Source organism: Kitasatospora sp. NPDC004240, assembly GCF_053603215.1.
Genome location: NZ_JBSGFD010000020.1, coordinates 21,673 through 36,065, shown reverse-complemented (window position 1 = coordinate 36,065; position 14,393 = coordinate 21,673). Strand labels below are relative to the sequence as shown.

Here is a 14,393-nt window from a genome sequence, read left to right as displayed (position 1 = left end):
GGTTCCTCCTCGACTCCCTCGCGCGGAGCACTCACGGATACGCGGAGCGCTCAGGGATACGCGGTCGACCTACGTGTGACCGGGCGCGTCGCCGTCGGTGACGCGGCGCCAGGCGAGGGCGAACAGTTCGGGAGCGGGGACGGCCGGGAGGATCTCCTGGTTGGTGAAGAGCGGGTAGAGGCCGGCCTTCCAGCTCTCCAGCGGAACACCCGCCCCGACACTGCCGTCCTGCCAGCCGCCGGGGAGGAAGAGGCCGCGCCCGGCCCGGGTGCGCTTGGCCGTCACGACCAGCTCCCCGGACGCGAGTTCGGCGCGGGCGGCCTTCATCCGGGCGGGCTTCCAGCCCGTCCACCGCGCGGTGTTGCGGTCGGTCGGAGCGGGAAGGGCCAGCAGTTGCAGGTAGAGGGTGGCGGCGTCCTCGCCGAGGCCGAGCGCCGCGGCCGCCCCGGCGACCAGGGCGGGCGCGCTGCGCCGCGGGTCCTGGGGCCAGCCGGCCGGTTCGTCGGCGGCGGAGCCGTCCGCGACCAGACGGGCGATGTCGTCGCCGAGCAGGGACCGGACGGCCTTCAGGTCCCATACCGCGTAGGACCCGGCGGCCAGTTCGTCGAGGAGGTCGAGCACCGGATCGTGGGCACCGGTGAGGGCGCCCGGTCTCAGGTGGGCCGTCTCACCGTCACGGCCGGGGGCGATGCCCAGCGCCCTGCCGCAGGCGAGCAGGGCGTCCGCCGGGCCATCGCCGGGGCCCGCCCCGGCGCGCGACCGGAGCTCGCCGGGCAGGGTGCTGTTCATGACCGTGCAGACCGACCCCAGATCGAGGTACAGACCCGGGTCGGCGACGCGTCGGCGAAGGGCGGCCAGCGCCTCGGGCAGCAGCGGGCGCAGCGGATCGCCGTACGGCAGGTGGTGGGCGAGCCAGCGCAGGGCCCGGACGGCCTTGCCGAGGTCGCCGGGGGCGGGTACGGCGGCCGGGTCGTCGGCGACGAGGGCGGGGCCGGCCTCGGTGCGGCGGACCCGTTGGATCGTGGTGCGGGTGATCCAGGGGACGGTCGACGCGTTGAGAACCGCCTCGATCTCGTGGACGGCGCCGTCGGTGACCTCGGTCTGCCGTTCCTCGGGCAGGACGATCCGGCGGCCGCGGCTGCGGGCCCAGGCGGTGGCGGCCGCGGCGACGGACAGGCCCGTACGCCACAGTTCGCCCGGGTCGGCGGGCAGCAGGGCGACGTGGATGTCGGAGAGCTCCTGACCGCTCAGCCAGGACCGGGCGGCCGCGGCCGCGGCGGGGGCGAGCCCGACGCCGGCGAGCCCTCCGGCCGTGGGGAGAGCGCTCCTCCAGTCGAGCATCGCCGGCGGGGCGGCCAGCAGCAGGGCCGAACGGGAACGGCCGATGCCGGTGACCCGGTCGAACTCCTGCGCCCACGCGACCGGGCGGGGGAGGGGCCCGTGCAGCCTCAGCAGGGCCGTGAACCCGGAGATCCACTCGGCCGCGGCGCCGTGCTCCAGCGGGTCCACCGCGATCGTGCGGAGATCGGCGACGGGACCGAACACACCGGACGGGTCGTGGTCGAGGGCGGTCCAGCGGCACTCGGAGGCGGTACGACGGACACAGGCCAGCAGGACCACGGTGCGCTCGCCGTGCCGGAGCACGTCGCCGACCTGCACCGTCGCGCCGCCACCGGCGACCAGGGTCTCACCGACCGTCAGGACCCGCAGCGACCGGGCACCGCCGGCGAACGGTTCCCGGACCAGCTCGTCCAGGAGCAGGGCGAGCGAGGCGCGCTGCTCCTGCGCGAGCAGCGGGGAGGAGGCGGCGAAGGCGAGCGGTGCGGTCCGGCCGAGCAGGTGGACCCAGCCGTGACCGTGGTAGTCCCCGTCGAACAGCCGGGTGCCCGTGCGCTCGACCGTCCAGCCCGCCCGGTCGCCCATCCGGTCGCCCACGCCGGGACCGTCGATGTCCGCCGACGGCCCGGTGACGAGAAGCCCGGTGGTGAGAAGCCCGGCGACGGCCCGCAGGTTGCGCAGTACGCGCCAGGTCGACCCGCCGCCGAGCTCGCTCCGGTGCAGACCGAGACCCGGGACGGCGCCGATGCCGGCCTCGACCGCCAACCGCAGTGAGCGGTCGTCCCCGTACTCCGGGAGATGCTCGGCCTCGACCGGGACGCGGTGGGAGCCGGAACCGGGGTCGGGGTCCGTCGGCCCGTCGCCGTGATCCCCCGCCCGCCGGACCGAGGTCGCGGGGGAGTGATCGGTGGTCATGTCAACGCCTGCCCTTCCGTTCGGCCCCGTGCCGGTGCGCCGGCGCCGTACTCGTGTCTTCGGGGCTGCGAGTGGCGCGTCCTGCCGCCGGTGACGGCTGACCTCCGGGCCTCGCCGGGGATCTCCGCTTCACCGCCGCCGTTCTCACAGCCACCTGGCCGTAGCTCCCACGTCCCCTGCGGAAAGACCTGATCAAGGCGCGCGGCTGCGCCTGCCGCACACCGCCCGGCGCGGAACGATCCAACCCCACCTACCATGCCCCATGACCTCACCAGCGCCCCAGCCACCCCCTAGGACACTGCTGTTGGGACGTTCCTCCGGCGAGGGATCATTTCACGGCACGGGGGACCGGCTTGAGGCGAGTGGTTGTGCGGGCGACCTCGGCTGCGGGGGCCCTCCTGGGGGTGCCCGGCGCCGGCCGCCAGGTCCGCGGGTCCTCCGCCGCCGGTTCGGCGGACCCGGAGCGGTGTGCGGGCCCGCCTATGCTGACCGGGTGAGAGCGACGGGTGAGCAGGGGCCGGGGCGGCGGGCGGATGCCGCGCGCAACCGTGCCCGGGTGCTGCAGGTGGCGCGGGAGCAGGTGGCGGCGGGGGACGACTCGTTGCAACTGAACGCCATCGCGCGGCTGGCCGGGGTCGGTGTGGGGACGGTGTACCGGCACTTCCCGAACCGGCACGCGCTGTGGGAGGCGCTGCTCGTCGAACGCTTTCGGGAGCTGGTCGAGGAGGCCCGGGCCGCGGCCGCGGACGAGGATCCGCTCGCGGGCCTGCGGAGGCTGCTGCGGTTCACGCTGGCGCGGGCCCTGGAGGACTCCGGGTTCGCCGCCGTACTGGAGTCGGCCACCGACACGGATGCCCGGACCGTCGAGCTGAAGCGTGAACTGGACAGTGCCACAGCCCGGTTGCTCGACCGTGCGCGTCTGACCGGCGCGATCCGCCGGGACATCGGGCCCGGTGACGTGCGTCGTCTGCTCTGCGGGGTCGAGCACGCGCTGCGCTCCGGTGAGCACGGCCCCGAGCGGGCCGAGGTGTATCTCGGCGTCCTCGTCGAAGGCCTGCGTCCGCCGCGCTGATCCCCCGCCACCGGGCGGTCCGGGCGGCGTCGGCCCCAGAAAACGGATAGCTATCCGAATCGTGTGCTAGCGTCCTCGTATGAAAACGGATACTAATCCGTTTCAAGGAGCCGAACGCGCGGGAGCGGAGGGCGGGCCCATGGAACAGCGGGCTGTGGTGACGGCGGGGACCGGGGGCATCGGGCTGGAGACCGCGGTGGGGCTGGCGGCGCAGGGGCTCGCCGTCACCGTCGTCGGACGCGACCCGGAGCGGGGCGCCCGCGCGGTCGAGCGGATCGGCGAGGCCGCGACCGCCGGCAGACCGCGCTTCCTGGCCGCCGACCTCGCCTCGCTCGCCGAGGTGCGCGCGCTCGCGGCCCGCCTGACCGCCGAGGGGCCGCTGAAGATCCTGGTCAACAACGTCGGTGCGATGTTCGCGCGGCGGCAGCAGACCGTCGACGGGATCGAGGCCACCTTCGCCGTCAACCACCTCTCGCCGTACCTGCTGACCGAGTTGCTGCTCGACTCGCTCCGGGGCGGCGGACCGAGCCGGATCGTGAACGTCAGCTCGTCGGCGATCGGCCTCGCCAAGCGCACCTTCACCGCCGTCGAGCCGCCGGGCGGCTACTACGGGTTCCACTGGTACGGCCGGGCCAAGCTCGCCAACCTCGTCTACACCCTGGACCTCGCCGAACGCCTGCACGACAGCGGAGTCGCCGTCCTCGCGGCCGACCCCGGCGGCGCCGCGACGGCCATGACCGACGGCACCATGACCTCACCTCAGATCGTCTCCCCGCCGCTGCGCCTGCTGTGGCCGCTGGTCCGCCGGCGGTTCGAACGCTCCACCGCCGGCCCGGCCTCGCTGGCCGCACGTTCCTCGATCGCCGCCGCGACCGACCCCGCCCTCGACGGCCGCACCGGACTGCTCATCGGTCCCGAGGCCCACCCCGTCCCGGTCTTCCGCGGCAGCACCGACCGGCGTGCGGTCGCCGACGTCCTGCGCCTCAGCCGCCGGCTGGCACCCACGGGGGAGCGGAGCTGAGCCGCGTCCCCCGCCGATGAGGTCGGCGTCGGTGCCGCCCGCCCGCTGAGCCGCGGTCTGCCGGTCTCCGGGGCCGGTGGGGTGGACACCGGCGCGGCCTGCGCGCGGTTCCCGCTGTCGGCCGGTGGCGGCGCCCGACGATGGCCCGGTGACCCCCTTCTTCTCGCGGCTGTTCGTCGTCGCGCCGCTACTCGGCGCGCACCTGCTCACCGGCGCGGCCGTACCGCTCGCGGTCGCGGCACCGCGGGTCGGGGCAGTCGAGACGATCGCCCCCGGTGTGGAGTACCGGATGTTCGAACTCGGCACCCCGCACGGTCCGGCCCGGGTGCACCGGCTGACGGTCGATCTGCGGCACCCCGGCGTCCGGGCCGGCCTGCTGCACACGGGCACGGTCACCGAACGCGCGACGGTGTCCTCGATGGCGACGGACCAGGGGGCGGTCGCCGCCGTCAACGGCGACTTCTTCCACCTCGGCGAGGACCAGCACCCCGGCGTCCAGGCGACCGGCGCTCCGTCCGGCGCGGCGGTCCTGGACGGGCGGCCGCTGAAGGGAGCGGTGCCGCAGGGCCAGCGCTTCGGCGGGGCCCTGCCGGCCGGGGGCAGCGGCGAGGAGGTGCTCGGCGTCGGCGTGGACGGCGTCGCCCGCACCGGGCGGCTGCGCCTGCGCGGCACCGTCCACACCCCGCAGGGCCCGCTCCCGCTGGGCGGTCTCGACCAGTACGCCCTGCCCGAAGGCTCGATCGGGCTGTTCGACCCGCGATGGGGCGCGGCCTCCCGCGCCCGCGCCGCCTGCGGCACCGACCGGCAGCGCTCCGCGCCCTGCACCGGGGAAACCCACGAGCTGACGGTCCGCCGGGGCGTGGTCGTCTCCGCCGACGCCGCTCCCGGCTCCGGGCCGATCCCGGCGGACACCCTGGTCCTGCTCGGGCGCGAGGAGGGCGCCCGGGCCCTGCGCTCGCTGCCGGTCGGCAGCCCGGTGCGGGTGACCTACCGGCTGGACTCCGACACCGAGGTGCCGTTCGCCTTCGCCCTGGGCGCCTACCACCTGCTCCGCGATCACCAGCCGCTACCGGGACAGGACGACAGGGCGACCGAGCCCCGCACCGCCGTCGGCCTGTCCGACGGCGGCCGCCTGCTCCACCTGCTGGCCACCGACGGACGCGGTGGCGACTCCACCGGCCTGACCGTCGCCGAACTCGCCGAACTGCTGCGCGCCTGGGGCTGCGAGGAGGGCCTCCACCTGGACGGTGGCGGCTCCACCACCCTGGCGACCCGCGACCCGGTCACGGGCCGCATCGCGGTCCGCAACCACCTCGACCAGGCCACCGAGCGCCGAGTGCCCAACGGCCTGGCGATCTTCGTCAATTGACGGACGATCAGGCGCACGCCCCTTGAAGACGCCGTGGCCCTCGGCTCCGCCGACCTGATCGGAAAGTTCAGGGTGTGAGCTCGCAACGGTCCGCGCACGAGGCGACGGCGTCCGGGTTCAGCGCCGGCCCTCGTGCTCGCGGATCTCGGACTCCACGAGGACGCGGGCGGCCCAGGTCATGGCCTCCTGCCCGGCCGCCGGGTGGTGCCGGGTCTGCCGGCGTTGCCGGATCGGGTTCGGCCCGTCTCGCCTACGCCGTTTCCACCGCCTCGTGCAGCCGCCGGAGGGTGGCGCGCATACCGGTGCGGTTGCGGTCGGCGCGGTCGGCGGCGGGGGTGCCGGTGAAGACGAGGCCGAGGAGTTCGGCGATCCGGGCGCCGCGCCCGCCGCGGCGGTGGTCGATCCAGTACTCGGTGACCAGGGTGCGCGAGGCGTCACCGTCGACCGGGTCGAAGCGGTAGCCCCAGCGGGCGATCGGCAGGCCGAAGGAGGTGACGTCGAAGGCGAACTCGCGGCCCGGGTCGGCGGTGACGATCCGGCAGACGGTGAACCAGACGAAGAACGCCCGCCGGTTGAAGCCGACGAAGGTCCGGCCGCGCTGCCAGATCGCGAACACCTCCGGACTGAACTCCTTGGTCCGGCGCAGGTCGGCCACCAGCGGGTACACGGCCGCCGGCGGCGCGGGGAACTCCAGCGACTCCTCGACGGTCCAGACGCGTTCGGTCAACTCGGCACTCCCATGGTGGTGTCGGCGGCTGGGGCCGCTTCGAGGACGGTACGGGCTGACGCGTCCTCCACGAACGACGCCATGGCCGACACCGTACCGAATCCAACGCAACGTTGCGTTGTATTTGTGATAACTTCCCGCCATGCCCGACCGATCCGCCATGCCCGACGGAACCACGGCCCTGCCCGACGGAACCACGGCCCCGCCCGCGGGTCCGCGCAAGGCCCGCGCGATCTTCGACGCCACCCTCGACCTGCTCGCCGAACAGGGCTACGACGGGCTCACCGTTGAGGGCGTCGCCCAGCGCGCGGGCGTCAACAAGACCACCCTGTACCGGTACTGGTCGTCCAAGGGGGCCCTGGTGAGCGCCGCCCTGATCGGTGCGCGCCGCCTCGAACTCGCCGTCCCCGACACCGGCAGCCTCCGCGGGGACCTGGAGGCCCTGGTCCGCCAGGTGGTGGGCCTGCTCACCGCCCCGCCGACCGCGGAACTCGCCGTCCCGGTCTTCGGCGCCGTCACCCGGAGCCCCGAACTGGCCGACTGCGTCCGTGACTTCTTCGCCGATCGACTCGCCCGCGAACAGGTCGTCCTGGACCGCGCCGTCACCCGCGGCGAACTTCCCGTCGGCACCGACCCGGCCCTCCTGATGGACCTGCTGGCCGGCGCGGTCTGGGTCCGCGTCGTCCTGCGCCGCACCTCGCTCGAACCCGACTTCCCCCAACGCGCCGTCACCGCCGTCCTCCACGGCATCGCCCCGGCCTGACCTGGCCGGTTGGCCGGGCCGTAGCCGGCGTGCGGCATCGTCGAGGTCCGGGAGTCGAAGGAGGCACCATGCCCGGCGGCAACGGCGGATCGTCCTGGTTCACCGGCCGGATCGACGACATCGCCGTCTACGACCACCCGCTCACCGACCGGACCGTCGCCGAACACCACGCGCTGCGCCCGATCGCACGGCTCGGGGCACACGGCCACGGGCGCAGGCGACGGTCAGGAATCGACCGGTCAGGAATCGAGAAGCCCCGGCCACCGCCCGACCTCTAGCGTGGTGGTCACCGAAGGGGACCGGTGAGCATCGCACTCGCGACCGGTTCCACCGGCGGACACACGCGTCGAGGTGGCGTCCGGGCCCTGCCCGGATACCGCGGCCGGCACGTGACCACCTCCGCACCGCACGATCACCCACGTACGAGGAGTACAACATGAAGGCGCACGTCAGCTCGATCCTGCTCGGCGTCCGGGACATGGACCGGGCCAAGGAGTTCTACACCGAGGGACTCGGCTGGACGATCCAGAGCGACTACGGCATCTCGGTGTTCTTCGCCTCCGACGGTGCCTCGCCCGTCGGCTTCTACAGCCGCGAGGGCCTGGCCGGCCAGGTGGGCACGGACCACGAGGGCAGCGGTTTCAGCGGTCTGGTCCTGACCTACGTCGTGCGCAGCGAGGCGCGGGTCGACGAGATCATGGCCGAGGCGCAGAAGGCCGGCGCGACCGTCCTCAAGCCCGCCGGCGCGCTGCCGTGGGGCGGGTACGGCGCCACCTTCGCCGACCCGGAGGGCTACATCTGGAGCCTCGGCTACAGCGCCCAGGGAGCCGACCAGCCCTACGCGGAGTAACCGCGCCCCGGACACGGGAAACGGCAGTGGCAGCGGGAGCGGTGACCGGGGCCGGCCGGGCGGGATCCGCGGTGAACCGGCAGGACGAACAGGAGAGAAGACCATGAAGTTCCACACCCACGTCGAACCGCCCGAGCCCATGCGGGGCCTGGAGGTCCCGCCCGAGGTGGTGGCGGCGCTCGGCGGGGGCGCGCGGCCGCCGGTGACGATCACGGTCAACGGGCACTCCTGGAAGAGCCGCGTCGCGATCCTGCGCGGCCGTCACCTGCTCGGCCTCAGCAACGCCAACCGGCGGGCCGCGGGCGTCGAGATCGGCGAGGAGGTCGAGGTCGAGCTGGGGCTCGACACCGAGCCGCGCGTCGTCGTCGAGCCCGCGGACTTCGCCCGGGCGCTGGACGAGGACCCGGCCGCCCGCGCCGCCTACGACAACCTCACCCACAGTCGCAAGCGCGAGCACGTACGCGCCATCGAGGGCGCGAAGCAGCCCGAGACGCGCCGCCGGCGCATCGAGAAGGCCATCGCCACCCTGCGGGGCTGACCCCGGGAGCAGGACCCCGGTGTGCCCCGTGATCCTGCGGCGCCCGCCGGGTGGGCGGGCGGGCCGGCTGACGTTCCGTCCGGCAGGGGGACGCCGTTCCACCCCGCGGTGGCGGTGCGGGGTGAGGTGCCCGTCCCGAACCGCGGGCCGACGCGGCAACCGCGGAGGCGGGCGGATGCGTCAGAGGCGGTGACACCCGACGTGAAGGAGTGGATTGTGCCCGGCAGGCCCCCGACGAATCCACCCGCCACCGCCACCGCCTCGGACAACCCCGTACCCGGCCGCGGCCCCGCTTCCCGACGGTGGGCGATCCTTCGGCACGCACTGTCCGTCGCCATGACGACGGCGGTCATCGTCATGACCTTCATGCTCATCACCCTTCCCGTCGTGGCGGTCTTCTTCATCGACAACGTGCCCATCGCCCATGACTACGCCAAGGCCGTCCTGACCGCCGCCGGCATGGGACTCGCCACAAGTGTGGTCATCCTCCCCGTCGCCTTCGGGTTCGAGCGGCTGGTCATGCGCGGTGGTGCCGTATGGAAGGTGCTGGCGGCATGCGCGCCCATGGTCTTCTCGGCCGCGGCTGTGCTGATCTTCGCCTCGCTGTTCAAATTCCAGCCACCGGCCGCCGTCGGTGACGCTCTCGCTTTTGCGAGCCTGTTCTTCCTGGGCTTCTCCGTGTACTGGTTGTCGCTCTGGTCGCTGAACGCCGTCCGCTACGGCGCTGGGCGCCTTGCCCGGCGCATGGGCCGAGGCCCGCGGTTCAGCCCCGCAGTACACGACGGGCGGCCGTAGGAGCGCGACCCGAGGTGACCGGCCCGCACCTGCCCGCACCGGGGCGGTGACCCGGCCCGGGTGCAGAGCGGGCCCGGTCAGCGCTCAACCGGCCGACCGGAGCGCCCGGTCACCGTGCGGCACCGACGGGGCCGCCCTGTGCCCTTCGCCGCTGCACTTCCTCGACGGTCATCGGGGCGAGGATCTTGTACACGTCGCCGACCCGCAGGTCGTCCGGCGTGCTGTACTCGCCGTGGGCGGCGATGACGAGGACGGCGACCCGGGAATCGGGTTGCCAGAAGGTCCGGTAGTGCGGTGCGTTCGCCGGGATCTCCGGGATCTCCAGCAGGGGGACGCCGCGCCGATCCAGCAGCCGGCGCAGCTTCTCGAACCGAAGCCTGGGGGCGAACCGCCCGTACCGGGCGCGGAGCGTCGTGTCGGCGGCCGTACGGTCCCGGCGTGCGAGCCGGTGCACCTGCAGGGAGAAGTGGTGGCCCGACCAGGGGCGGTCGGCGCGGGCACGGCCCCAGAAGAACTCGGTCAGCCCGTAGTCACGGACCATGTGGCGGTTGTCGAAGACGTGCTCGCCGTAGTCCGGCCCCAGGACCTCGCTGACACGGTCGGGAGAGTCGGTCGGGCGCACGCCGAGCACGGTGCCGGTGGTGACGACGTCCACGTAGAACGCCAGGGAGTACGGGGTCAACTGCTGCTCCTTGAAGCGGTTCGGCCGAAGGCGGTGGGCGCGGGGCCCGGTCGGCGCGGACACCACCCCCTGGGCCCCTGCCGGCCCGGGGCCGAGTCTGCCTCATCGGCCCGGGACCGGTGACCCAGGACCCGGAGCGCCCCGGGTCTCCCAGGGGGTGCCGGCGGGGGCGGGGTGTCCGAGGCCGGGTGCAGGATTCGGATCATGTCCTCACACGAGATCCCCACGACGACCGAGATCCCCGCGACGACGGGCCCGGACCCGGCCACGGTGCTCCACCGCACCGATTGGGCGGCACTCGCCCATGCCTACGGCCCGGCCGACACCACGGCGGACGATCTGCGCGGGCTGCTGGAGGAGGATCCCGAGGTCCAGGCCGCTTCGCTGGGCCGGTTGGAGATGTCGGTTCTCCATCAGGGCTCGCTGTACTCCGCGACCGCGCCGGCGGCCCTGTTCATCGCCGGGGTCCTCCCGCATCCGCGCACGCTGGCCCTTCACGAGAGCTTCTTCCCGTGGGACGACCGCAGACGCCCGCTCAGGGCGGCGCTGCTGGAATGGCTCGGCGAGTTCGCCGAGTCCGCGGCCTGGGACGACGAGGCCCTCGCCGAACCGCAGGACGCGGAAGAGATCGAGGAGTTGGAGGCCGTACGCGCGTGCCGGGCCGTCCGGCCGCAGATCTTCGATGCCGTCGCGCCGTTCCTCGACGACCCGGACGACGCGGTCCGGGAGGCGGCGCTCGGCGCCGTGACGCATCTGCTCGCGGCCGACGACCTCGCCGGTCGCGTACCCGTTGCGGCGGACCGGTTGGAGGGTGTCGCCCGTGGTCAGGGGCCGCGGCGTGAGCGTGCGGGCGCGCTGCTCACCCTGGCCCTGTGGGGACGGGACACCGGGGCGCTGCTCACCGACGAGGACCCGGCCGTACGCACGTGCGCCGCGCTGGGCACCGCGGACCCGTCGGCGGTGGACGTTCTGCTGGCCGTGCTGGCCGACCCCGCGGCGGTGGACGGCTGGTTCGACGAGCCGCTGCCGCAGGTCGACGGCCGGTTCCGTTTCACCGTGCTGCGCGGACTGCTCGAACGGGCCGAGAGCTTCGAGCAGGTCCTGCCCGCCGCGCTCGCCCTCGTCCCGTTGTGCAGCCAGTACACCGTCGACCGGGACTGGGGTCCGCTGCTCGCCTCCGCCTTCCGCGAGCCCCGTTCGGCGGGAGCCCGATTGACGCGGGCGCAGAGTGCCCTCCTGGCGGCCCTGGTGGAACAGGAGTCCTGCTGGGGGTCGATGGCGAACCGGGATGCCTGGCTGCGTACGGCTGGGCTGCCGGTGGAGCGCGGGCAGCTTCGCGCCCTTGTGCAGACCGGCGAGCTGCAGGGCTGAACCGGACGCCGGGAGGGCCCGGACACCGTGGAGCCGTCCGGTCCCTCCCGCGTGCACCGGCGGCGACCTCAGGCCGATGACCTGATGACCCGATGGGATCAGCCGGGCCGTTCCTGCCTCTCCGCCAGGTACCGGGCCAGGCACTCGGTGACCAGGATGTGGTCCTCGATCTGCGGCAGGCCGGAGACGGTGACCGTTCCGACCATCCCCGTGCCGCGCACCAGCAGCGGGAAGGAGCCGCCGTGCGCGGCGTAGCGCGCCGGGTCGAGGTCGAAGGCCCGCCCCTTGGCCCGGTGGCGCTCGCCCACCAGGTAGGAGGCCTCGCCGAACCGGCGGACCACGGCCGACTTGCGGCGGATCCAGTCGTCATTGTCGGCACTGGTGCCCGGCAGCGCGGCGTGGAAGGCCTGCTGCCCGCCGTGGTGGATGTCGACCGTCACCGACAGGCTCCGTCGCCGGGCCTCGGCGACGATCAGGGAACCCAGCCGCCAGACGTCGTTCAGGTCGGCCGTGGGAAGCTGCAGCTCCCGGTGCTGGCGCTCCAGCCCGGCGATGTCGAGGGTCACGGCGTCACCGCCGCGCCGTCGCGGGCGGAGCGCTGTGCGGCTTCCAGGACGCGCAGGGTCTCGACGGCGTCGCGCGCATCGACCGGGACGGGTCCGCGGCCGTGCAGGGCCTCGACCAGGCCCGCGTAGTAGTCCTGGTAGGCGCCGGGCAGGGTCGCCACCGGTTCGACCGTGTCCCCGGCGCGCAGTGCGCCCCAGCGCTCGCCGGCGAAGACGCCCCAGTCGGGGTCCGCGGGGGTGCGGCCGCGGCGCAGCGCGTCCTCCTGGCCGTCCAGGCCGTGGGTGACGTAGGCGCCCTGCGAACCCAGGACCCGGAAGCGGGCGCCGAGGTCGCCGGCGGTCGCGCTCATCCACAGGTGGGAGCGGGTGCCGTCGGTGTGGGTGAGGGCGACGAAGCTGTCGTCGTCGGTCGCGGCGCCGGTGCGGCGGGCGTCCAGTTCGGCGTAGACCCGCGTCGCGGGGCCGAAGAGCTGTAGCGCCTGGTCGACCAGATGGGCGCCGAGGTCGTAGAGCACGCCGCCGGCCTCGGCCGGGTCGCCCAGCTCCCGCCAGGCGCCGCTGAGCTCGGGGCGCCAGCGTTCGAAGCGCGACTCGAACCGGTTGACCCGGCCCAGCCGGCCCGAGGCGACCAGCTGCCGGACGGTGCGGAAGTCGCCGTCCCAGCGGCGGTTCTGGAACACGCTGAGCGGCAGCCCCCGCTCCCGGGCCAGCTCGGCCAGCTTCTCGCCCTCGGCGGAGGTGGCGGCGAGCGGCTTGTCGACCACGACCGGCAGCCCGGCCTCGAGGGCGGCGGTGGCCAGGGGGATGTGGGTGCGGTTGGGGGAGGCGACCACGACCAGGTCCAGGCCCAGCCCGGGTGCCTGCGCCCACAGCGCGTCGGCGTCGGGGAGCAGCGCGGCCCGCGGGTGGTTCCGGGCGGCCTGCTCGCGGCGTGCCGGGTCGGAGGTCACCACGGCCGCGAGGCGCAGGCCGGGCGTGGTGGTGATCAAGGGCGCGTGGAAGACCGCACCGGCGATGCCGTAGCCGATGAGTCCCACGTTGAGGGGCGGGGAATCCATGCCCCAAGTTAAACAACAGTGTGGACTAACCGGCAAGCTCCCATAATCGACAGGTGACCACCGACCCCGCCCCGCACAGCGCCCTCAACCTCGCCCTGCTCCGCGACCGCAACGACGCCGCCGTCCTGCGCGCGGTCCGCGCCGCCGCCGACAACGGCACCAGCCGGGTCGAACTGGCCACCCGTACCGGACTCACCGCCCAGGCCATCAGCAAGATCACCGCGCGCCTGCTCGACGACGGCCTGCTCACCGAGGCCGGGCAGGAACGCGTCGCCGGACAGAGCGGCAAACCCCGGACCCTGCTGCGCCTCGTCCCCGACTCCCGCTGCGCCCTCGGCGTCGAGATCGGCCGCCGCGAACTGCGCCTGCTCAGGGTCGACCTCACCGGCGCGGTCACCGCACAGGCCGGGGCGCCGGTCGATGCGGACGGCGAGCCCGGCCCGACCCTCGAACTGATCGCCGCCATGGTCCGGGACCTCACGGCACGGTCCGCGCCGGACCACGTCCTCGGCCTCGGCCTCGCCTGCCCCGGACCCCTCGACACCCGCGACGGCATCCTCCACCAGGTCACCGGGATGCCCACCTGGCACGGCCTGCACCTGCGCGAGGCCATGCAGGCGCGCACCGGGCTGCCGGTCCTCGTCGAGAAGAACACCACCGCCGGCGTCCTGAGCGGCCTCGGCCTCGACAACCGCGCCTTCATCTACCTCGGCGACGGGGTCGGGGCCGGTCTGGTCCTCGGCGGGCAGGTCCAGCGCGGGGCACGCACCAACGCCGGCGAGTTCGGCCACCAGTGCATCGACCCCGCCGGCCCGCTGTGCGCCTGCGGCGCCCGCGGATGCCTGGAGGCCGTCTGCCTCACCGCCCTGCGCGCCGGTCGCACCGGGGAGGCCGCGACCGCGCTCGCCCTCGGCGTCGCCAACCTGGTCCGGCTCCTCGACGTCGAGGAAGTCGTCCTCGGCGGCCCCGCCCTCCTCGCGGACCCGACACCCTACGAGACGGCGATCCGCGCCGAGCTCGCCGGCCGCCTGCCCGACCCGCACTGGCAGCACGTCACCCTCACCCGCGCCACCGACCTCGCCGTCCCGCAGGGCGCCGCCGCGCTGGCCCTGGCCCGCCTGTTCGGATGACGGCGCCCGCCGGCGTCCGCCCTCGGCCTGACTCTCCCGGGGATCCCGGTCGCTGCGATGTCGGCTGACGGCCCGCCGGGAACGGAGGTGCGGGACGTTCTCCCGGTCGAGGTGTCCACGGCGCCGGGTGCCGTTGGAGCGGCGGCTTTCGCATGTGGCGGGTCCGGGTCCGGCGGTAGGACCGGCGGCCTCCCCGAA

The 14,393-nt window shown here is 74.3% G+C and carries 15 protein-coding genes; 10 read left to right on the top strand and 5 right to left on the bottom strand.

Annotated features, from left to right (window positions below; all coding sequences use genetic code 11):
* Window positions 1-69: 69 nt before the first annotated feature.
* Complete coding sequence (locus ACWEQL_RS08385) at window positions 70-2,253, bottom strand: hypothetical protein (protein WP_452149407.1); 2,184 nt, start codon at window positions 2,251-2,253, stop codon at window positions 70-72.
* A gap of 493 nt (window positions 2,254-2,746) precedes the next feature.
* Here ACWEQL_RS08385 and ACWEQL_RS08380 point away from each other — a divergent pair, with 493 nt between their 5' ends.
* The 3 genes from ACWEQL_RS08380 (at window position 2,747) to ACWEQL_RS08370 (ending at window position 5,715) form a co-directional block, all read left to right on the top strand.
* Entirely contained in the window at window positions 2,747-3,325 is a 579-nt protein-coding gene (locus tag ACWEQL_RS08380) for a TetR/AcrR family transcriptional regulator (protein WP_452149406.1), read from the top strand.
* 139 nt (window positions 3,326-3,464) lie between these two features.
* Entirely contained in the window at window positions 3,465-4,346 is an 882-nt protein-coding gene (locus tag ACWEQL_RS08375; RefSeq protein WP_452149405.1) for an SDR family NAD(P)-dependent oxidoreductase, read from the top strand.
* Window positions 4,347-4,494: 148 nt separating this feature from the next.
* Window positions 4,495-5,715 carry a phosphodiester glycosidase family protein gene (locus tag ACWEQL_RS08370; RefSeq protein WP_452149404.1) on the top strand — a complete coding sequence of 407 codons (1,221 nt, stop codon included), beginning with the start codon at window positions 4,495-4,497 and terminating at the stop codon, window positions 5,713-5,715.
* A gap of 250 nt (window positions 5,716-5,965) precedes the next feature.
* Here ACWEQL_RS08370 and ACWEQL_RS08365 read toward each other — a convergent pair whose 3' ends face one another.
* Window positions 5,966-6,442, bottom strand: a complete 477-nt coding sequence (locus tag ACWEQL_RS08365; RefSeq protein ID WP_452149403.1) for an SRPBCC family protein — start codon at window positions 6,440-6,442, stop codon at window positions 5,966-5,968.
* Window positions 6,443-6,584: 142 nt separating this feature from the next.
* On the opposite strand from ACWEQL_RS08365, the gene ACWEQL_RS08360 reads away from it, so the two are divergent.
* From ACWEQL_RS08360 to ACWEQL_RS08340, 5 genes are all read left to right on the top strand, one after another.
* Window positions 6,585-7,205 (top strand): TetR/AcrR family transcriptional regulator, encoded by a 621-nt coding sequence (locus tag ACWEQL_RS08360; protein WP_452149402.1) that lies wholly within the window; start codon window positions 6,585-6,587, stop codon window positions 7,203-7,205.
* A gap of 68 nt (window positions 7,206-7,273) precedes the next feature.
* Complete coding sequence (locus ACWEQL_RS08355; protein ID WP_452149401.1) at window positions 7,274-7,483, top strand: hypothetical protein; 210 nt, start codon at window positions 7,274-7,276, stop codon at window positions 7,481-7,483.
* 158 nt (window positions 7,484-7,641) lie between these two features.
* A complete protein-coding gene (locus ACWEQL_RS08350; protein ID WP_452149400.1) occupies window positions 7,642-8,055 on the top strand; it encodes a VOC family protein in 414 nt (137 codons plus the stop codon).
* 103 nt (window positions 8,056-8,158) lie between these two features.
* Window positions 8,159-8,593: a YdeI/OmpD-associated family protein gene (locus ACWEQL_RS08345; protein WP_452149399.1), complete on the top strand. Its 435-nt coding sequence runs from the start codon at window positions 8,159-8,161 to the stop codon at window positions 8,591-8,593.
* A 336-nt stretch (window positions 8,594-8,929) separates the two neighbouring features.
* Window positions 8,930-9,388 (top strand): hypothetical protein, encoded by a 459-nt coding sequence (locus ACWEQL_RS08340; protein WP_452149398.1) that lies wholly within the window; start codon window positions 8,930-8,932, stop codon window positions 9,386-9,388.
* A gap of 109 nt (window positions 9,389-9,497) precedes the next feature.
* Here the strand turns inward: ACWEQL_RS08340 and ACWEQL_RS08335 are convergent, their stop codons facing one another.
* A complete protein-coding gene (locus tag ACWEQL_RS08335) occupies window positions 9,498-10,070 on the bottom strand; it encodes a hypothetical protein (RefSeq protein ID WP_452149397.1) in 573 nt (190 codons plus the stop codon).
* A 204-nt stretch (window positions 10,071-10,274) separates the two neighbouring features.
* Between ACWEQL_RS08335 and ACWEQL_RS08330 the strand changes: the two genes are divergently transcribed.
* Window positions 10,275-11,441, top strand: coding sequence for a HEAT repeat domain-containing protein (locus ACWEQL_RS08330; RefSeq protein ID WP_452149396.1), 1,167 nt, complete (start codon window positions 10,275-10,277; stop codon window positions 11,439-11,441).
* Window positions 11,442-11,539: 98 nt separating this feature from the next.
* Here ACWEQL_RS08330 and ACWEQL_RS08325 read toward each other — a convergent pair whose 3' ends face one another.
* Window positions 11,540-12,007, bottom strand: a complete 468-nt coding sequence (locus tag ACWEQL_RS08325) for a heme-degrading domain-containing protein (RefSeq protein ID WP_452149395.1) — start codon at window positions 12,005-12,007, stop codon at window positions 11,540-11,542.
* Window positions 12,004-13,065: a Gfo/Idh/MocA family oxidoreductase gene (locus ACWEQL_RS08320; RefSeq protein WP_452149394.1), complete on the bottom strand. Its 1,062-nt coding sequence runs from the start codon at window positions 13,063-13,065 to the stop codon at window positions 12,004-12,006. Before ACWEQL_RS08320 ends, ACWEQL_RS08325 begins: the two co-directional genes overlap by 4 nt.
* A gap of 53 nt (window positions 13,066-13,118) precedes the next feature.
* Between ACWEQL_RS08320 and ACWEQL_RS08315 the strand changes: the two genes are divergently transcribed.
* On the top strand, window positions 13,119-14,195 hold the full coding sequence (locus ACWEQL_RS08315) for an ROK family protein (RefSeq protein WP_452149393.1): 1,077 nt from the start codon (window positions 13,119-13,121) through the stop codon (window positions 14,193-14,195).
* Window positions 14,196-14,393 lie beyond the last annotated feature (198 nt).

What these genes read in the sequence shown, in the direction of transcription:
- ACWEQL_RS08385 (WP_452149407.1), bottom strand. Translation starts at nt 2,253, where the DNA reads ATGACCACCGATCACTCCCCCGCGACCTCGGTCCGGCGGGCGGGGGAT.
- ACWEQL_RS08375 (WP_452149405.1), top strand. Translation starts at nt 3,465, where the DNA reads ATGGAACAGCGGGCTGTGGTGACGGCGGGGACCGGGGGCATCGGGCTG.
- ACWEQL_RS08360 (WP_452149402.1), top strand. Translation starts at nt 6,585, where the DNA reads ATGCCCGACCGATCCGCCATGCCCGACGGAACCACGGCCCTGCCCGAC.
- ACWEQL_RS08355 (WP_452149401.1), top strand. Translation starts at nt 7,274, where the DNA reads ATGCCCGGCGGCAACGGCGGATCGTCCTGGTTCACCGGCCGGATCGAC.
- ACWEQL_RS08350 (WP_452149400.1), top strand. Translation starts at nt 7,642, where the DNA reads ATGAAGGCGCACGTCAGCTCGATCCTGCTCGGCGTCCGGGACATGGAC.
- ACWEQL_RS08345 (WP_452149399.1), top strand. Translation starts at nt 8,159, where the DNA reads ATGAAGTTCCACACCCACGTCGAACCGCCCGAGCCCATGCGGGGCCTG.
- ACWEQL_RS08340 (WP_452149398.1), top strand. Translation starts at nt 8,930, where the DNA reads ATGACGACGGCGGTCATCGTCATGACCTTCATGCTCATCACCCTTCCC.
- ACWEQL_RS08330 (WP_452149396.1), top strand. Translation starts at nt 10,275, where the DNA reads ATGTCCTCACACGAGATCCCCACGACGACCGAGATCCCCGCGACGACG.
- ACWEQL_RS08320 (WP_452149394.1), bottom strand. Translation starts at nt 13,065, where the DNA reads ATGGATTCCCCGCCCCTCAACGTGGGACTCATCGGCTACGGCATCGCC.